Genomic DNA, 17,883 nt, shown 5'->3' on the forward strand with positions numbered 1-17,883 from the left:
TTGATCGGCTAAACGGCAATGGGGTCTCGAAACGCGTCGAGACCCCATTGTTACGTCCTGTGTGCTCAGCCGAGCTTGCGCAGCCGCGCGATCGCCTCGTCGATTACCTCGTCACGCTTGCAGAACGCAAAGCGCACGAGGTGCTGCCACTGCTCGGGATGATCGGTGAACACCTGCACGGGCACGCCGGCCACGCCGATGCGCTCCGGCAGCTGCCGGCACAGCTCGGCGCCGTCGGCGAAGCCGAGCGGACGCACGTCGGCGCACACGAAGTAGGTGCCGGCGGCCGAGCGGACGTCGAAGCCGGCATCGGCCAGGCCGGCGGACAGCCGGTCACGCTTACGCTGGAGATCGTCGCGCAGCTGGTCCACCCACGCCATCTCGTTGCGCAACGCGTACGCGACCGCGGGCTGGAACGGCGCGCCGCCCACGAACGTCAGGAACTGCTTGGCCGCCCGGACGGCGGCGACCAGCTCGGCCGGGCCGCACACCCAGCCGATCTTCCAGCCGGTGCTGTTGAACGTCTTGCCCGAGCTGGAGATGGCCAGGGTGCGCTCGTACATGCCGGGCAGCGACGACAGCGTGACGTGCTCGCGGCCGTCGAAGATGAGGTGCTCGTACACCTCGTCGGTGATCGCCACGACGTCGTGCTCCTGGCAGAGCCGGGCGACCTCCTCCATCTCCTGCCTGGTGAGCACTGTGCCGGACGGGTTGTGCGGCGAGTTGAGCAGCAGAACTTTCGTGCGTGGCGTCACCGCTGCTCGAAGTGCGTCGACATCGAGCGCGAAGCGCCCGCCGTCCTCGACCAGCGACACCACCTTCCTGGTCGCACCGGCCAGCGCGACCGACGCCGCGTACGAGTCGTAGTACGGCTCGACGAGCAGCACCTCGTCACCGGGCTCGACGAGCGCGAGCAGCGACGCGGCGATCGCCTCGGTCGCGCCGACCGTCACGAGCACCTGGCTGTCCGGGTCGTACTCGGTGCCGTAGCGCGTGCGGTGCTCGGCGATCGCCTGCCGTAGCTCCGGCCGTCCGGGGCCGGGTGGGTACTGGTTGACGCCGTCGGCGATGGCGCGCTGCGCGGTCGCGAGCATCTCGGCGGGCCCGTCGGTGTCCGGGAAGCCCTGGCCGAGGTTGACCGCGCCGGTGCGGGTGGCCAGCGCGGTCATCTCCGCGAAGATCGTCGAGGTGAACGGCCGCAGGCGCGGCACGAGAGCAGGTGTACGCACATCCGGATCCTTGCCGATCCGCCCCCGAAATGTCACCCGGCCGGTCCCGGATCTCCGCCGTCGAGCGGGGCGGCAACTCTCGTGCTTGGGGAGAATGGAGCTGTGGAGCGACTCACCGCTGCGGAGACGGTCAAGCGCCGTGCGCTGCGTCGGATGAAGATGGTGGCCGCCGGGTTCCTTGTCCTGGCGACCGTGGTGTACGTGCTCTCCGGCATCTTCGCCGGACCGGTGTGGCTCGGCTACGTGCACGCCGCCGCCGAGGCCAGCATGGTCGGCGCCCTGGCCGACTGGTTCGCCGTCACGGCCCTGTTCCGGCGGCCGCTCGGGCTGCCGATCCCGCACACCGCCCTGATCCCGAACCGGAAGAACCTGCTCGGCGCCAGTCTCGGCGACTTCGTCGGCAACAACTTCCTGTCCGAACAGGTCGTGCGGGGCCGGCTGCGGCGGGCCGAGATCAGCAAGCGGGTCGGGGTGTGGCTGTCGCAGCGCGACAACGCCCTGCGGATCACCTCCGAGCTGGCGAACGTGGCCCGTGGCGTGGTGACCGTGTTGCGCGACGAGGACGTGCAGGCCGTGGTCGAGCACGCCATCGTGCAGCGGCTGATGGCCATCCCGTGGGGGCCTCCGCTGGGCAAACTGCTGGGGCAGGTGCTCGCTGATGGGTCGCACCACAAGCTGGTCGACCTGCTGTGTGACCGGGCGTACGAGTGGGTCCGTGACAATCACGCGGCCGTGCAGCGGGTGGTGTCGGACCGGTCGCCGTCGTGGTCGCCGAAGTTCGTCGACTCGCTACTCGCCGACCGCGTCTACAACGAGATCCTCGGGTTCGCCTGGTCGGTCAAGACCGACGTGAACCATCCGATGCGGGAGGCGGTGGACCGGTTCCTGATCGACTTCGCCGGCGACCTCCAGACCGATCCGCTCACCATGGAACGGGCCGAGCAGGTGAAACACCAGGTGCTGACCCATCCGGAAGTGCAGCACGTGATCGGCACCACGTGGGAGAACGCCAAACGGATGCTGCTGGACGCTGCCGAGGACCCGTCGAGCGAGCTGCGCAAGCGGGTGCTGGAGGGGCTGATCTCGCTCGGTGAGCGGCTGGAGACCGACGACTCGATGCGGGACAAGGTGGAGGGTTGGCTGGAGAGCGGGGCGGCTTATGTCGTCACGCACTACCGGGCGGAGATCCTGACCCTGATCACGGACACAGTGGAGCGGTGGGACGCCGAGGAGACGTCCCGGAAGATCGAACTCCAGGTGGGCCGGGACCTCCAGTTCATCCGGATCAACGGCACCGTGGTCGGCGCCCTGGCCGGGCTGGTCATCTACGCCTGCTCGCAGTACCTGTTCTGAGGCGTTGGCAAGCGTTTGTCCACAGGGCTACGGAGTTGTCCACAGGCTGGTGATCGGTCGGGTCGACTCCGGTGGGCGTCGGTAGGGTGGAGCTGGGAGCGCCCCCCTGGGTTGGGTGGGGGTATGGGGTGTGGACGCCCCTCACAGAGGGGTTGTTCGAGTTCGGCTGCGACCGCGTCGAGATCTGCCGTTGCCCTGGTGCCGTCGGGTCGGGCGAATCAGCGCAGCGGTGTCACGAGGCGGCGCTGCGGGCGCGTTCGCGCCAGTTGCGGGCCTTCTCGCGGTTGCCGCAGACCCGCATCGAGCACCAGGTGCGGGAGCGGTTTCGGGAGCGGTCGTAGAACGCCCAGCGGCAGTCGTCGGCTGGGCAGATCTTGATGCGTTCCCAGTAGCCGAGCACGGCGAGCCGGGCAGCGGCGGCGAGGGCAGCGCCGAGGGCGTCGCCGGCGGTGAGGACGGGGACACCGGCGCTGAGCTCGATCCGAATGGATCCGTGGGGCAGGCCGTCGGGAGGTGCCGTCGCGGCCTGGACGCCGTGATGGGCGAGCGCGACGGCCCGTAGGGCGTCTCTGCTGGCCCGGGCCTTGTGGCTCGCCCCGGCGGCGCCCAGTCCACGCTCGGCCGCCCACTGTCGCCAGGTGAGCTCGTCGTCGAGCACGTCGGTGGCTTCGGTCATGTTCACGGTGTTCAGGAAGGCGAGCAGCAGTTCGACATCCCGCTCGGCGTCCCAACCGGTTTCCTGCACGGCGCGAGCGCCGGCGGCCATACCAGTCACCACTCCACTGTATGCGGCAAATCGGCCGAGGGGCCGAGCTTGTGTCGGATACGGCACCTGGAGGAGATAAATACTACGATACTTGCAGGTCACAGCGTATAACTCAGGTGTATAGACCAGAGGTATACACCCGATGTAGAGTTGGCGCATGTCGATCGGACTCACCCTGCTGGGCCTGCTGGAGACGGGACCGAGGCACGGCTACGACCTCAAGCGGGCCTACGACGAGCACTTCGGCCAGGACCGGCCGCTGCACTACGGCCAGGTGTACTCGACGCTGTCCCGCCTGCTGCGAGACGGCCTCGTCGAGGTGAACGGCGTGGAGGCGGGGGACGGGCCTGAGCGCAAGCGGTACGCGATCACGGCGGCGGGTGTCACGGACGTCAACGAATGGCTGGTCACGCCGGAGCGGCCGGAGCCATACCTGCACAGCACCCTCTACACGAAGGTGGTGCTGGCGCTGATGTCCGGCCGCAGCGCGGCCGAGGTGCTCGACGTGCAGCGGGCCTCGCACCTGGAGACGATGCGGGCGCTGACGCGCCGGAAGTTGGCCGGTGATCTCGCGGACCAGCTCATCTGCGACCACGCTTTGTTCCATCTGGAAGCTGATCTGCGCTGGCTGGAGCTCACTGCGGCCCGGCTCGACCAACTGGCGGAGGAGGTTCGGTGACGAGCGCGGACGTTGACGCCGGCCCGCTGCTGGAGGCGGCGGATCTGCACAAGTCCTTCGGGCCGACGCCCGCGTTGGACGGGGCCGGCATGCAGTTGTGGCCGGGTGAGGTGGTCGCCGTGATGGGGCCGTCCGGCTCGGGCAAGTCGACGCTGTTGCACTGCCTGGCCGGCATCATCCGGCCGGACAGCGGCACCGTGCTCTACCGCGGCAACGAGTTGAGCTCGATGCCCGATGTCGCACGGAGTGAACTGCGGCGTACAGAGTTCGGCTTCGTCTTCCAGTTCGGTCAGCTCGTCCCGGAGCTGACTTGCCTGGAGAACGTGGCGTTGCCGCTGCGGTTGGGCGGATTGCGCCGCCGCGAGGCTGAGCGGTCCGCGACCGAATGGCTGGCGCGACTGGAGGTCGCCGACGTCGCGGACAAGCGGCCGGGCGAGACCTCGGGCGGCCAGGGGCAGCGCGTCGCCGTGGCGCGGGCGCTGGTCACCGGGCCGAAGGTGGTCTTCGCGGACGAGCCGACGGGCGCCCTCGACTCCCTCAACGGCGAACGCGTGATGAAGCTGCTGGTCAACGCGGCCAAGGAGACGAACGCGGCGGTTGTGCTCGTGACGCACGAGGCGCGCGTCGCCGCCTACTCGGACCGTGAGGTCGTCGTGCGTGACGGTAAATCCCGTCGGGTGGAGCTGGCTCGGTGACCGAACCGCGACTGCGGCGGCATCGGAGTCTGCCCAGCCGAATGCTCCAGTGGTGGAACGACCTGATGTTGGGGGTGCGTCTCGCGGTCGGCGGAGGCAGAGCTGGTTGGGGAAGGCTGGCGCTGACGGCTATCGGGGTGGGCCTGGGCGTGGCCGTGTTGCTGGCCGCGACCTCGGTGAGTCACATGCTGCAGGCCCGCGACGATCGTGGCTACGCGCGGGGAATCCCTCATGACGGCTCGAAACCGACGGTCATCCCGGGCGTCGACCCGGTGTACGCGGCCCTGCGTGACGGACAGTTCGACGGTCGTGAGCTCAACGGGTACATCGTGCAGAAGACCGGCCCGAACGCACCGCTGCCGCCCGGTGTCGACCGGCTCCCGGACGTCGGCGAGGTCGTGCTTTCCCCGGCGCTGTCGGATTTGCTGAGCTCACCGGCCGGTGGGCTGTTGCGGCCGCGGTTCACCGAACACGTCGTCGGCACCATCGATCCTGTCGGGTTGGCCGGTCCCCACGAGCTGTTCTTCTACGTCGGCGTGCCGACGGTCTCGACGCAGTCCGGGGCGGCGGAGGTGTATCGGTTCGGCGTGCCCAGCTCGCCGAGAATCCTGGACGGGTTGCTGTGGCTGCTGGTCGTGCTCGGCTCGGTGGCATTGCTCCTGCCGGTGGTCGTCTTCGTCGCGACCAGCACCAGACTTGCGGCCGCGGCAAGGGATCGCCGGCTGGCGGCGCTGCGCCTGGTCGGCGCGAACGGTGAACAGGTGCGGCGGATCGCCGCCGGTGAGGCCTTCGTCGGCGCACTGGTCGGGCTGTTCGTCGGAGTGGCGCTTTTCCTGACCGGTCGGGCGATAGTGCCCAGCATCAGCGTCGCCGCGTTGCAGGGCGGGATTTTCGCCGAGGACATCCGTCCCGAATGGACGCTCGTGGCGCTGATCGTCGTCGCGGTGCCGTTGCTCGCGGTCGCGATCGCGGTGTTCTCGTTGCGGCGGGTCATGATCGAGCCTTTGGGCGTGGTGCGGCGCGCCCGCAACCAGCGACGCAAGCTGTGGTGGCGGTTGGTGCCACCGGTGCTGGGCATCGCGTTGCTGGCCACCCAGGCCGGCCGGCTCGGGGAGGCGCTGGAGGGCGGTTCGCAGCTGCCGGTTACGGCGGGCATCGTGCTGTTGCTGTCCTCGGTGCCGTTGGTGTTGCCGTGGATCGTGGAACGCGTCGTGTCGAAACTGGGCGGCGGATCGCCCGCGTGGCAGCTGGCGATCCGGCGGCTGCAGGTGGACAGCGGAACCCCGGCCCGGGTGGTCGGCGGCGTCGCGGTGGTGCTGGCCGGCGCGATCGCGTTGCAGACGATGTTCATCCCCGCCGAGAGCCGATATCAGCCGGCCGACGCGCGGCCGACGCCGGTATCGGTCACCATGCCCGGCGTCAGTCTCACGCGGGCGCTGGCCCTCGACGCCGCGTTGCGCAAGGTGCCGGGAACGGACACGGTCACCGGCTCCATCACTGTCCAGATGCGGAGCGCCGACGGTCGCAACGGGACCAGTGTGCACGTCGGGACCTGTGACGAACTGCGGCGGCAGACCGCGATCGCGCAGTGTCACGACGGCGATCTGTTCACCACGACCAAGCCGGAGACTGGTGAATTCGTGCCGACCGCCGGTGAACGTGTCCTGGTCGCCTCGGACGTGGCGGGGCAGCAGCAACGGAAGTCGGTGGAATGGACGGTGCCGGCCTCCGTGCGGCCGACCCCGTCGCTCACGAATGACACCGGTGCCGTCTATGCCACGCCGGCCGCGCTCGCTGGCATGACGGAGCCGGTAGCCGATGCGAACGCGTATGTGCAGCCGAAGTCGAACGACGCCGACTTCGTCGAGTACGTGCGCAATGCTCTGGCGCCGTTCGGGTGGAGCGCGTACGCGTTCGTGGCGACGAGCGGGATCGACAGCACCTTCGCACTGATCGGTCGGGTGCTCATGATCGGCTCGGTGATCACGCTGCTGCTCGCGGCCGCGAGCCTGCTGGTGGTGGCGCTGGAGCAGATCCGCGAACGACGACGAGCGTTCGCGGTTCTCGCCGCGAACGGCGTTCAGCGCCTCGTGCTGGCACGGTCGTTGCTGTGGCAGACGGCGGTGCCGATCGCCGTGGCGGTAGTCGTCGCCCTGGCGTCGGGCCTGGTGCTGGCTGGCCTGCTGCTGTACGTCACCAAGCAGCCGATCTCATTCGACTGGGCCACGATCGCGATCTTCGTGGCCACGGCGGTTGTCGCGGTGCTGGTCAGCACCGGCTGCACTCTGCCATCGCTATGGCGGGCCGCCAACGCTGAAGGCCTGCGCGACGAGTGACGCAGTGGTCGTGCGCTGACGCGCTGCACCAGCGCGCCAGCATTGCAGCAGGGCGTAAGCAATGCACTTTGCGATCAGCGAAGTGCATTGCTGCGGCTCTGCTCGAGCGCGGAATCTTTGGCGAGATGATCCTGGATTCGAGCGTGGCGGAACTGGTAGCGGGCGCCGACCTGGCGCAGAACGCCCAGCTTGTGGGCGTCCTCCAGGAACTCCAACAGCCGGTACGGCAGCCGGCCGCGCATCGCCAGCCACGCCCGGGCGACGGTGAACCACCACCAGTTGCGCGACATCACCGCGAGCACGAAACCGAGCAGTGCGCCGGAGCTGAACCCGAGCCACACCATTCCGGTGCGGCCGGCGCCGAACAGCAGCGCCGCGGCGGAGCCGACGCCGACGCCGAACACGAGGCAGACGAGACCGACCAGCGCACGGTCCCGGGCCATCGTCGCCTCCGGACTCGGTGGACGGCTCAACTCCACCGGGCTGCCGAGCGAGAACCGCAGCGCCGTCGCGATCGCCACGCTGAGCCCGGAGATCAGACCCGGATCTGCGCCGAACATCGCGCCGAACACCAAGCCGACCGCCGTGCCGCTCACCAGACTTACCACCAGCATGCTGCGCGCCGCGCCGAACCGTACCGCCGCCGAGGCGTTGCGCCCCTTGGATGTCGCGTTCACCAATGTCCCGATGCTGACCAGACAGCCGGCGCTGGCCCCGGTCCAGGAGGCGACGTCCAACACCGTCAACTTGTTCACCAGAGCGACCATCATGCCGACGCTCAGAGCCGTCAGCAGTCCCAGTGAAATGGCGCCGAGCACGGTCAGCCAGTAGCGGTGCACCAGCCGACGGAGCTCCCACCACGGCAGTTCACGCTGCTGCATGCGCGCGGCGAGAAACTCCAGCCACATCTTGGCCTGCTCCGGCTGCCAATGATCCGACGTCATCGGCAGGTGCTCGGCGTCCTCCTCCGGGAACAGCGTCGGCACCAGTTCGTCGAGCAGGAACTCCTCGATGGTCGTGCGGTCGGGGAACCGGTTGGGGTCGAGCAGTTCGGTCGGATTGGTGGCGACGTCCGCGTACTTGGTCCTGGTCAACCACACCATCAGCGGGCTGCCCAGCGCCGCGGCCAACGGGCCGTTCGGATCGTGCCGCAGTTGCAGCAGCAGCGGTTCCCAGCGGGACGCCCCGACTCGGCTAGAACTGCCGCGCAGCACCTCGGCGAGGGTTTCCTCGGCGACGGATTCCAACTCGACAACGTGGGCGTTGCGCAGGGGGCCGGTCTTCGCCACGGTCGACGTGTAGGCGCGGCGGCGGGACGTCAGCACCACCGGCGTGGCCGGCGGCATCGCACGGTCGATGCCCTGTAGCGCCGAGATCCGCAGATTGGCCGGGACTTCGTCGAAGGCGTCCAGGATCGGCAGGATGCGGCGCTGCTCGATGAGCAGGTCGGCGGCGTAGCTGCCGTACAGCTCGATGTTGCGCAGCGCCGGATAGTCGTCGCGCAACCGCTGGGTCATCCAGGTGCGCAGATCCACCCGCGGGTTCCACGCGCCCAACGGCAGCACCAACGGCAGCGGGTCGTTCGGCGCTGCGTCCTCAAGCAGACCGAGGGCCAGCAGCGTCGCCACCGAGCTCTTTCCCGAGCCCGCCGGACCGAGCACCACCAGCCGCCGGCTCGGCAGACGGCGGTACCAAGGAACGAGTCCGTCGATCGAACCGCTCAGTGCCGCCGGCTGGCACTTCGGGTCGGCGAGCTCGGATGCCGCCGCCGACCACGTCACATTCAGCTGGCACGGACGGAGCAGTTCCCGCAGTTCCGCCTCGACCCTGAGCTGGCTGGTCGTCGCGGTGGCGAGCGCGCGGGTGGCGGCCGTCAGCTGACCGGTCGTGCTCGGCGCGGTCGCGCCGGAATGCCGCAACCACGGGTCGAGCAGTCCGATCAACACGATGAACAGCACGACCACCGCGCCCAGCCAGGTGGTCGGGTTCACGCCGTCCTGCGTCCACACCAGGCCGACCGTCGCCAGCAGGGCGATCAGCACACAGGCGATGACGACGGCACGCTGCCGGTAGATGGACACAACAGCATGATGACCGACCCGTTGTTACCGCGTGTCCGGATCCGGTGGCGCGTCGTCACCTCTCATGCTGAATTGTTAGGCACGCACGGTGATTTCAGCCCCGGCCGATCTTCGCGACGTGGTCGATGCTGGCCAGGTCGTCCTCGTCGTCGGTGACGTCGGCGGCGAACCACGCGTCGAGGATCTCGTCGAGCAGCGGCAGCGAAGTCGTGCGCAGGCTCAGCGCCAGCACGTTGGCGTCGTTCCAGCGGCGGGCGCCCTGCGCGGTGTACGCGTCGGTGCACAGCGCTGCCCGCACACCGGGCACCTTGTTCGCGGCGATCGACGCGCCGGTGCCCGTCCAGCAGCACACCACGCCCTGATCCGCGCGACCCTCGGCCACGTCGCGGGCCGCCGCCTCGCTGGCCCGGGCCCAGTCGTTGGACTCGTCGTCGTTGAGCGCCCCGTGCACAGCCACCTCGTGGCCGCGCTTGCGCAGTTCCTCGGCGATGTCAGCGCCGATTCCGTCGAGCATGTCCGCGGAAACCGAGATCTTCACCGGGCACACGCTACTCACCCCGCCGGACGCCGGGAACGCGTCCTGCTAGTCCAACGGCCATCGGTGCGGCGAGTCCGGGCGGTCCAGCCAGAACTCCTGTCCCGCCGGGCTGACGGTCAGCCCGAAGCGCTCACGGGGTGGCCGTTCGAGGGCGAGCCACTCCTCGTGTGCGCCTTCCGCAATGCTCCAAAGCTGCCGCGGTCCTCCTTGGCGCACGCTGTGGTGCGAGTAGCGCGCCCACGAGCCGTCGGGATGAGCCAGCCACGTCTCGCCATGCGCGCCCGACCACGCCATGACGTGCGGAAGCGATAGTCCGGCGAAGAACTCGAACCGTTCGGCCGGCCGCAGCAGCCGGGTCGCGGACAGATCGGTCGGACGTTGCCGCGCTTGGGCGCCGCGCAGCCTGTCGACGAGATCGCTCGCCTTCGGGCCGCGATGCGCGCGCAGCGGCATGAAACGCCCGTCCTCGGCGAGCACTCGACCAGTGGCGCGGCGTTCGCCGTCGGGCGTGAGCTTGACCAGACCGGCGCCGAGTTGTCGGTTCAGCGTCGTCACGATGTGTCCGCCGGGCGCGGTTTGTTCCAGCCAGGCCAGCGGGATCGTCGACACCGAGCAGGTGCCCAGCACCCGGTCGTAGGGCGCGTTGACCGGATAGCCCCGTGCGCCGTCGGCGGCGATACAGGTCGGGTGGAATCCGCACGCCGCAAGATGTTCGGCCGCGCGGGCGGCGTTTGCCGGGTCGACGTCGACGGTGGTGACGCGGTGCTCGCCGAGTCGATGGCACATCAGCGCGGCGTTGTAGCCGGTGCCAGCGCCGATCTCCAGCACGCTGTTGCCGGTGCACACGTCCAGTGCGGCCAGCATGATCGCCATGATCGCCGGTTCGCTGGACGAACAGGTCGGCGTGCCGTGAACGGGTCCGGCCAGCGCCGACTCCCGCCGCGACTCGTCGCCGTCGAGCTGGGTGACCGCGACCCGGTTGCGGTAGACGGATCGCAGCCATTCCGGGTCGGAGTCGGTGATCAGCTTCCACGAGCCGTTGTCCAGTTGCTCGAACAGCCAGGGCAGGAAGACGTGTCGCGGCACGGCTTCGAACGCGGCACGCCAGCCGGGATCGAGCGGCAGACCCTCGTCGACCAGCTCGTCCACCATGCCGCCGCGAAGCCTGCGCGCCTCGCGTTCGAGGTCGGCACGCACAGGTCGACACGGTAGTCCGGTGTGACAGCAAGCACGCGACAACTGCAAGCACTGCGCTTGCAGCAGCTAGCACTCGGGCGTAGCGTGGTTGTCGAAGGGAGGCGGGGATGGACAAGAAGAGCAGCGTCGACCAGGCCGTGGAAGCGGTCGCCGACCTGGGGCGGGACATCGGCGACTACATCCGCGAGCAGCGCAACAACGCGCAGATCTCGTTGCGCCAGCTGGCCAAGCTCGCCGGCGTGTCCAACCCCTACCTCAGCCAGATCGAACGGGGCCTGCGCAAGCCCAGCGCGGAGATCCTGCAACAGATCGCCAAGGGGCTGCGGATCTCGGCCGAGGCGCTGTACGTGCAGGCCGGAATCCTTGAGCAGCGCGTCGGCGGCGCGGTGGTGGACGCCGTGCTCGCCGACACCGAGCTCACCGAGCGGCAGAAGCAGGTGCTGCTCGACGTCTACGAGACCTTCCGGCGGGAGAACGCGAGCAAGCGCCCCGCCGACGCAACCGAGGACACCGAGGAGTGATCCAGATGCCGACCCTTCCCACTACCGAGGACGTCCGCAAGGCGGGCGAGCAGGTTTCCGCCGCTTTCACCGCCGTCCTGGAGCAGGCCAAGACGCCGCTGTTGGCCGCGCTCGGCGCCGGCGACCTCGCCGGCAAGGCATTGACCGAGGCCCTGACCAAGGCTCGCGTCCAGGTCAACGAGCGCGCCGAGGCCGCCCGCACCGCGGTCGACGAGCTGCCGGGCCTGCGCGAGAAGCTGGACCCGTCGGAGCTGCGCAAGCTGGTCGACACCTACACCACCGCCGCCTCGAACCTGTACAGCTACCTGGCCGAGCACGGCGAGGAGACGCTGGAGAAGCTGCGCGAGCAGCCGCAGGTCAAGGTCGTGCTGGACCAGGTCGGCGACCTGCAGAACCGTGCCGACGACGTGCTGGGTCAGATCGCCCGCCGCACCCGCGCGGCCGGCGAGAAGGCCGCCGAGGACGTGGAGCAGGCGACCGAGGACCTCGCCGAGGCCGTTGTCGACGCCGGTGGCGAGGTCGCCGCGGAGACCCGCAGCGCCACCCGCAAGGCCGCTGACAAGGTGTCCGCCACGCGCAAGCCCGCCGCCGAGAAGGCCGCGAAGCCGGCCGACGAGACGACCGAGGCCTGATTCGACGCCGTCGCCGGGTCACGTCCGCCGGGGCGTGACCGGGCGCCGTCATTCCCGAGTGTCCCCTCCGGGACGTAGGGTGGGACCGTGACGTACGGGCTCGACTACTGGATCCTGTTCGCGATCTGGTGCGCAGGCATGCCAGTTGGCGCCTTCGCGTTCCTGCATGCGCTGGTCCAGCGCGCGGACGCCTACACCGCCGCGGACCGCATGACCAAGCTCGCCTGGTCGCTGATCACCGGCGGCGGACTGGTCGCGCTCTTTCTGTTCCGCCCGCAGGGCAGCACCTTCATCCTGTGGATGGCGGCGCTGGTCGCGGTGCTGGTCTACATCGTGGACGTGCGGCCGAAGCTGAACGAGGTCCAGCGCGGCAACCGGTGGTGACCGGCTCGCTGTCGAGCGGCCTGCGCTGGCAGGGCTTCGGCAGCGGAACCCCGGTCACGCTGGTGGCCCCCGGTCTCGGCGCGACTCCGGGTGAGGCACGCATTCCCGCATCCGGATTGTCCGGTACGAGAGTGGTTGCCACCTTTCCCTCGCACGGCGAGGCGGCGGACGCGCCCGCTGACTATTGGACGTATCCCACTATCAGCGCCGACCTGGAGCGTGTCGCCGACGAGGTCGGCGCTACCCGGGCGGTCGGTGTGTCGATGGGTGCTGGCGGCCTCACCGCATTGCTGACGCGGCGCCCCGACCGTTTCGACCGGGTCGCCCTGCTGTTGCCGGCCGCGCTCGACAAACCGCGGACGACGCCGGCGATGTGGGCGTTCGAGCAGCTCGCCGATGCCGTCGAGGCCGGCGATGTGGACGGCTTGCGCGGACTCGTCACCGCTGAGGTGCCCGCCGGCGTTGCCGTGGGGGAGCACATTTCGAGCAGAGTTGACGCATTGCTCCGACTCGGCGGCGCTCTGCGAACGCTGCCGGAGCAGACGCCGACGAATGATGCAGCTTTGCTCCAACGCGTCAGCGCTGCGGCATTGGTCATCGGCGCTGTCGGCGATCCGATGCATCCCGAGCAGGTGGCCCGGGAAGTCGCGGCAGCGCTGCCGAACGGACGGCTGGAGCTCATCGACTCGCCCGCGCCGCTGCTCACGCACCGTCGCGAGGTGCGCTCGCTGCTCGTCGACTTCTTCGTTGACTAATGTGACGCCATGGCGCAGTGGAGCATTGCTGGCACTTTGCACGTGGAGCCCGCCCTTTCCCGACCGGAACTGCTCGCCGAGCCGGTCCTGACCGCGATCCGGGCGATGGACGCCGCCGATGTCGAGCGCGTCGGCGTCACGGAGATCGACCCGGAACTGGCGGACACGGCGGCGTTCTGCGAGCACTACGGCGCGTCGCTGGAGGCGTCGGCCAACTGCGTGGTCGTCGCAGGCAAGCGGGCCGGCGAGCTTCGTTATGCCGCCTGCATGATCTTGGCGACGACGAGGGCCGACGTGAATGGCGTGGTCAAGCGCCGCCTCGACGTTCGCAAGGCGTCGTTCGCGCCGATGGACGACGCCGTCGGCCTGACCGGCATGCAGTACGGCGGGATCACAGCCATCGGGCTGCCTGCCGACTGGCCACTGCTGCTGGACACCCGCGTGGCCGCCGCGCCGGAGCTGGTCATCGGCAGCGGCATCCGTGGCGGCAAGCTGCTCGTGCCGGGCGACCTGCTGGCCAAGCTCGCCGGCGCCGAGGTGATCGAGGGCCTGGCCGGCTGACCGGCGCAGGTCAGAAGACGACCGTGCGGTTGCCGTGCACGAGGACCCGGTCCTCCAGGTGCCAGCGCAGCCCGCGGGCCAACACCACCTTCTCGATGTCGCGGCCCTTGCGGACCATGTCCCGGTCGGAGTCGCTGTGGCTGACCCGGATCACGTCCTGCTCGATGATCGGCCCCGCGTCCAGCTCGGCGGTCACGTAGTGGCAGGTCGCGCCGACCAGCTTCACGCCGCGGGTGTGGGCCTGGTGGTACGGCTTCGCGCCGGCGAACGACGGCAGGAAGCTGTGGTGGATGTTCACCGCGCGACCGGCCCAGGCCATGCACAGCTCGTTCGGCAGCACCTGCATGAACCGGGCCAGCACGATGGCGTGCGGATGGTGGCTGTCGACCAGCTGCCGCAGCTGCGCGAACGCGCCGGCCTTGCTCTCCGGGTCGCCGACCGGGAAGGGCACGTGGTGGAACGGGATGCCGTGCGCCTCGGTGATGCCGGCGAGGTCCCGGTGGTTGCCGATCACCGAGGTGATCTCGATGTCCAGCTCGCCGGAGGCCACCCGGCCGAGCAGGTCGTACAGGCAGTGCCCCTCCTTCGACACCAGGATCACGGCCCGCTTGCGCTCGCCGGTGTCGGTGACCCGCCAGTCGGCCAGCGGCCCCAGCTCACGTGCGACGCCGGCGAACCGGGCGCTCAGCTCCCGCGCGTCGAACGGCAGCGAGGAGGCCAGCACCTCCTGCCTGGTGAAGAACCAGTTTGTGGTCCGATCCGTGTGGTAGGCGGCCTCCACGATCCAACCGCCGAACTCGGCAAGGAAACCGGCGATCTTGGCGACGATGCCGGTGCGGTCGGGGCAGCCGAGGCTGATCACATAGCGGCGTTCGGTGGAGGACACAACCGGTGATTCTGACAGATGTCAGGGGGACTTGAAGGCGGCCAGAATCGACCGGTCACCGGTGACGACGGCGGTGCTCGGCCGGCCCCAGACCGACCGGTACACGGCGTCGGCCGTGCCCACGATGGTGAGGTCGGCGTCCACACCGGAGTCGGTCGGCTCCGTCGTGACGACCGGCTTGCCCACGTCCAGCCGCAGCTGCCAGACCCGTCCGGCGTCGGCAGCGTGATAGAGGACAGTGCCGGCGACGGTCGACGGCCCGCGTGCGGGCAGCATGCCGCCGAGGAACTCGTCCGTACCGTCGGCGGCGAACTCCGTGCTGAACACCAGCGTCTTCAGATCCTTGACGGCGCTGTCGGCGTCCAGCCGGTGGATCGCCGTCTCGTGCGCGGCCCGTCGCGCGAGCGACCGCATCACCGGCGGCAGGCCTGGAGGCGCCCAGACCTGCTCATCGGCGTGCGCATTGCTCATGTGCTGCAGCAATGCTCGAAAGACGCGGTCCCAGCGGTCGACGACATCCGTCCACGAACCCGAGGAGCGCTCGAACGTCGGCTGCTCGCCGCGAGTGGCCTGCAGGATGAAGTCGTGTACGGCACCCAGGTGCGCGATCAGATCGTGCACGCGCCAATCCGGGCAGGTGGCGACCGGAATGTCCGGGCCGGCCTGGACCGCGGACTCCCGCAAGGCGGCGCCCTGCTCACGGAGCGCGTCGATCAACTCGGCGTAGCGCATCAGCCCGACGTTAGCCCACCTCGACCGGTGCCACCGCCGACCAGGGAAACGTGATCTCGCCGAGCCGCCAGCGCCGTCGGTCGTCGAGCACCGGCCAGCCACGCTCGGCCAGGAGCCGACAGGTCTCGACCCACCGGGCACGCGGTCCGAATGGCGCGTACGGCGCGGCGGTCGCCCAGCCGTCGTCCAACGCCAGCAGCAGATCATGCACCCGCTCGCCGGGTACATTGCGGTGGATCAACGCCTTGGGCAGCCGCTCGGCGACATCCGACGGCGTCGCGATGTCCGAGGGCTTGCACGCGATCGTGAACGTCAGCGGACCGGTCTCGTCGAGCAGCACCCAGCAGCACCGACGGCCGATCTCGTCGCACGTGCCCTCGACGAGCAGTCCGCCGGGCGTGAGCCGACCTCGAAGGCCGTCCCACGCCTGCAAGGCGTCCGCTTCCGAGTACTGCCGCAGCACGTTGAACGCGCGCACCAGCACCGGACGGAGACCGGCGAGCTCGAAGCCGCCGCGCCGAAACGTCAGCAGCGGCGGATCGGCGGCGTGCTCGGCGGCCGCCACCCGCTCCGGATCCAGCTCAAGACCGACCATCCGCAGGTCGGGGCGCACAACCCGGAGCCGTGCCGCCATTTCCACGGTGGTCACCGGCGTAGCTCCGTAGCCGAGGTCCACGAGCAATGCGTCGGCATTGCTGCAAAGCGCGCGCCGAACAGCAGCGCTGCCGACCATCCAGCGGTCGACGCGGCGCAGTCGGTTCGGGTTGGTCGTGCCTCGGGTCGGCAGCCCCAGTGCGCGGGCGCGGCCGGCCGCCAGCCGTGGTTGCTTGGCCATCTGACCCGTCAGCCCTCGTGCTCGGCCAGCCACTCCGTGGTGTGCTCGAACTCCCGCGACAGCAGCTTCACGATCTGGCCGGAGACGACCTCCTCGACCTTGCCGCCGACGAACGGGATGTTCACCGCCACCTCGCCGCGCATCAGCATCGTGCTGCCGCCGGCCGCCTCGTCGGACAGCCGCATCGCGCCCTTGATGTGACCCGGCACACCCGGGATGCCCGCCTGGACGCGGCCGAGCCAGCCGCCGTCGCCGTTGCGGTCCCACTCCTCTGTGCGTTCGATCACGAGATCGCCCTTGAGGAAGGTGCGGACCGCGGACGGCAGCTCACTGGCCGGCACCCCGTGCCGCAGCCGCAGGTTCACCTTCTCCCCGTTGACGACGTGCTCCAGCAGGGTGGCGTTCGTGCCGCCGAGCTTGCTCAGGCGGGCGCGCAGGTAGGTCGGATCGACCAGGGCGGTGTGGACCTGGTCGGCGGTCCAGCGGGTAGTCGCCTGGTGCTCAATGCGGCGTGCCATGTCGCGGAGGCTACCGTTGACGTCTGTGACCACCCCCCTGTCCAGCACCGAAGTACGCACGTCCGTCCCGCTGCGCGGGCACACGACGCTGCGTCTGGGCGGTCCGGCTGCCCGTTTCCTGCCGGCCACCAGCGCATCCGACGTCGTCGACGCGGTGCGGGCCGCCGATCAGGCCGGTGAGCCGCTGCTGCTGCTCGGTGGCGGCTCCAACCTGGTGATCGCGGACGAGGGCTTCGACGGCCTGGTGGTGCGGGTGGCGACCGAGGGGCGGTCGTTCGACCGGCTCGCCGACGGCCGGGTGGAGCTGACCATCGAGGCCGGCGAGGACTGGGACCGGACGGTCGCGTTCTCCGCCGAGCAGGGCCTGGGCGGCCTGGAGTGCCTGTCCGGCATCCCCGGCCAGGTCGGCTCGACTCCGGTGCAGAACGTCGGCGCCTACGGCGTGGAGATCGCCGATCTGCTGACCTCCGTCGACCTGCTCGACCGCCGCAGCGGCCGGGTGCACCAGGTGCAGGCCGAGGACCTCGGGCTGACGTACCGGTCGAGCATGCTCAAGGGGACCGACTCGGCGGTGGTGCTGCGGGCGAGGTTCGGGCTCCAGGACGGCGGGCAGTCCGCCCCGATCCGGTACGCGGAACTGGCTCGCCTGCTCGGTGTCGAGCTCGGTGCCCGGGTGCCCGTCGCGGCGGCTCGCGAGGGCGTGCTCGAACTGCGTCGCGGCAAGGGCATGGTGCTGGACGCCGAGGACCACGACACGTGGAGCGCGGGTTCGTTCTTCACCAACCCGATCGTCGACGACGAGCAGCTGCCGGACGTGCTGGCCAAGGTCGCGGAGCGGGTCGGCCCGGAGGCGACGGTGCCTCAGTACCCGGGTGGACCGGGGCGGACCAAGCTGTCGGCGGCGTGGCTGATCGAACGTGCTGGGTTCAGCCGGGGCTATCAGGCCGCTGACGGGCGGGTGTCGCTGTCCGGCAAACACACGCTCGCCCTGACGAACCGGGGCGAGGCGTCCACCGCGGACCTGCTGGAACTGGCCCGCGAGGTGCGCGACGGCGTGCTGACGGCGTTTGGCGTTCGGCTCGTCGCGGAGCCGGTGATGGTGGGCTGCAGTCTCTGAACAGGAACAACCCGTTCGGCCGCAGCTGAACGAGTGACAGTGAGTCATCTGACACTCACCCCGCGTGT

The 17,883-nt window shown here is 69.7% G+C and carries 19 protein-coding genes; 10 read left to right on the forward strand and 9 right to left on the reverse strand.

The annotated features are described in order from the left end of the window. Nucleotides 1-65: 65 nt before the first annotated feature. Nucleotides 66-1,229: a pyridoxal phosphate-dependent aminotransferase gene (locus JJ691_RS40880; protein ID WP_211764828.1), complete on the reverse strand. Its 1,164-nt coding sequence runs from the start codon at nt 1,227-1,229 to the stop codon at nt 66-68. A gap of 153 nt (nt 1,230-1,382) precedes the next feature. Between JJ691_RS40880 and JJ691_RS40885 the strand changes: the two genes are divergently transcribed. Further along, entirely contained in the window at nt 1,383-2,582 is a 1,200-nt protein-coding gene (locus JJ691_RS40885) for a DUF445 domain-containing protein (RefSeq protein ID WP_211772031.1), read from the forward strand. A gap of 232 nt (nt 2,583-2,814) precedes the next feature. Here JJ691_RS40885 and JJ691_RS40890 read toward each other — a convergent pair whose 3' ends face one another. After that, complete coding sequence (locus JJ691_RS40890) at nt 2,815-3,348, reverse strand: CGNR zinc finger domain-containing protein (protein WP_211772032.1); 534 nt, start codon at nt 3,346-3,348, stop codon at nt 2,815-2,817. Nucleotides 3,349-3,505: 157 nt separating this feature from the next. Between JJ691_RS40890 and JJ691_RS40895 the strand changes: the two genes are divergently transcribed. From JJ691_RS40895 to JJ691_RS40905, 3 genes are read left to right on the forward strand one after another with little or no spacing between them, the layout of a single operon-like run. Continuing rightward, nucleotides 3,506-4,027, forward strand: coding sequence for a PadR family transcriptional regulator (locus JJ691_RS40895; RefSeq protein ID WP_211764829.1), 522 nt, complete (start codon nt 3,506-3,508; stop codon nt 4,025-4,027). Next, the gene (locus JJ691_RS40900; protein WP_211764830.1) at nt 4,024-4,722 is read left to right on the forward strand and encodes an ABC transporter ATP-binding protein; all 699 of its coding nucleotides are present in this window, start codon (nt 4,024-4,026) and stop codon (nt 4,720-4,722) included. Before JJ691_RS40895 ends, JJ691_RS40900 begins: the two co-directional genes overlap by 4 nt. Further along, nucleotides 4,719-7,058 (forward strand): FtsX-like permease family protein, encoded by a 2,340-nt coding sequence (locus JJ691_RS40905; protein ID WP_211764831.1) that lies wholly within the window; start codon nt 4,719-4,721, stop codon nt 7,056-7,058. Before JJ691_RS40900 ends, JJ691_RS40905 begins: the two co-directional genes overlap by 4 nt. A 74-nt stretch (nt 7,059-7,132) precedes the next feature. Here JJ691_RS40905 and JJ691_RS40910 read toward each other — a convergent pair whose 3' ends face one another. The 3 genes from JJ691_RS40910 to JJ691_RS40920 all read right to left on the reverse strand — a co-directional run bounded on the left by JJ691_RS40910 (nt 7,133) and on the right by JJ691_RS40920 (nt 10,874). Next, nucleotides 7,133-9,139 carry an NACHT domain-containing protein gene (locus JJ691_RS40910; protein ID WP_211764832.1) on the reverse strand — a complete coding sequence of 669 codons (2,007 nt, stop codon included), beginning with the start codon at nt 9,137-9,139 and terminating at the stop codon, nt 7,133-7,135. Nucleotides 9,140-9,233: 94 nt separating this feature from the next. Next, nucleotides 9,234-9,677 (reverse strand): RpiB/LacA/LacB family sugar-phosphate isomerase, encoded by a 444-nt coding sequence (locus tag JJ691_RS40915; protein WP_211764833.1) that lies wholly within the window; start codon nt 9,675-9,677, stop codon nt 9,234-9,236. Nucleotides 9,678-9,722: 45 nt separating this feature from the next. Next, nucleotides 9,723-10,874, reverse strand: coding sequence for a methyltransferase domain-containing protein (locus JJ691_RS40920; RefSeq protein ID WP_249227338.1), 1,152 nt, complete (start codon nt 10,872-10,874; stop codon nt 9,723-9,725). Nucleotides 10,875-10,981: 107 nt separating this feature from the next. Here JJ691_RS40920 and JJ691_RS40925 point away from each other — a divergent pair, with 107 nt between their 5' ends. The 5 genes from JJ691_RS40925 (at nt 10,982) to JJ691_RS40945 (ending at nt 13,727) form a co-directional block, all read left to right on the forward strand. Next, nucleotides 10,982-11,395 carry a helix-turn-helix domain-containing protein gene (locus tag JJ691_RS40925; RefSeq protein WP_211764834.1) on the forward strand — a complete coding sequence of 138 codons (414 nt, stop codon included), beginning with the start codon at nt 10,982-10,984 and terminating at the stop codon, nt 11,393-11,395. A 5-nt stretch (nt 11,396-11,400) separates the two neighbouring features. Continuing rightward, nucleotides 11,401-12,027, forward strand: a complete 627-nt coding sequence (locus JJ691_RS40930; protein WP_211764835.1) for a hypothetical protein — start codon at nt 11,401-11,403, stop codon at nt 12,025-12,027. A gap of 87 nt (nt 12,028-12,114) precedes the next feature. Continuing rightward, nucleotides 12,115-12,411 carry a DUF2516 family protein gene (locus JJ691_RS40935; RefSeq protein ID WP_256449316.1) on the forward strand — a complete coding sequence of 99 codons (297 nt, stop codon included), beginning with the start codon at nt 12,115-12,117 and terminating at the stop codon, nt 12,409-12,411. Then, nucleotides 12,408-13,166: an alpha/beta fold hydrolase gene (locus JJ691_RS40940; protein ID WP_249227339.1), complete on the forward strand. Its 759-nt coding sequence runs from the start codon at nt 12,408-12,410 to the stop codon at nt 13,164-13,166. Before JJ691_RS40935 ends, JJ691_RS40940 begins: the two co-directional genes overlap by 4 nt. Before the next feature lie 9 nt (nt 13,167-13,175). Beyond that, nucleotides 13,176-13,727: a YbaK/EbsC family protein gene (locus JJ691_RS40945; protein WP_211764836.1), complete on the forward strand. Its 552-nt coding sequence runs from the start codon at nt 13,176-13,178 to the stop codon at nt 13,725-13,727. Nucleotides 13,728-13,737: 10 nt separating this feature from the next. Here the strand turns inward: JJ691_RS40945 and purU are convergent, their stop codons facing one another. Genes purU through JJ691_RS40965 form a run of 4 tightly spaced genes read right to left on the reverse strand, consistent with a single transcriptional unit; the run spans nt 13,738 to nt 16,698 of the window. After that, on the reverse strand, nt 13,738-14,613 hold the full coding sequence (purU, locus tag JJ691_RS40950) for a formyltetrahydrofolate deformylase (protein WP_211764837.1): 876 nt from the start codon (nt 14,611-14,613) through the stop codon (nt 13,738-13,740). A gap of 21 nt (nt 14,614-14,634) precedes the next feature. Next, the gene (locus JJ691_RS40955) at nt 14,635-15,345 is read right to left on the reverse strand and encodes a maleylpyruvate isomerase family mycothiol-dependent enzyme (protein ID WP_211764838.1); all 711 of its coding nucleotides are present in this window, start codon (nt 15,343-15,345) and stop codon (nt 14,635-14,637) included. A gap of 10 nt (nt 15,346-15,355) precedes the next feature. Beyond that, nucleotides 15,356-16,180, reverse strand: a complete 825-nt coding sequence (locus tag JJ691_RS40960; protein WP_211764839.1) for a class I SAM-dependent methyltransferase — start codon at nt 16,178-16,180, stop codon at nt 15,356-15,358. Between the two features lie 8 nt (nt 16,181-16,188). Further along, nucleotides 16,189-16,698 carry a DUF2505 domain-containing protein gene (locus JJ691_RS40965; RefSeq protein WP_211764840.1) on the reverse strand — a complete coding sequence of 170 codons (510 nt, stop codon included), beginning with the start codon at nt 16,696-16,698 and terminating at the stop codon, nt 16,189-16,191. On the opposite strand from JJ691_RS40965, the gene JJ691_RS40970 reads away from it, so the two are divergent. Next, entirely contained in the window at nt 16,685-17,815 is a 1,131-nt protein-coding gene (locus tag JJ691_RS40970; RefSeq protein ID WP_211764841.1) for a UDP-N-acetylmuramate dehydrogenase, read from the forward strand. The genes JJ691_RS40965 and JJ691_RS40970 overlap by 14 nt on opposite strands. Nucleotides 17,816-17,883 lie beyond the last annotated feature (68 nt).

Origin of the sequence: Kutzneria sp. CA-103260 (assembly GCF_018263855.1) — a bacterium.
Taxonomy (GTDB): Bacteria; Actinomycetota; Actinomycetes; order Mycobacteriales; family Pseudonocardiaceae; genus Kutzneria.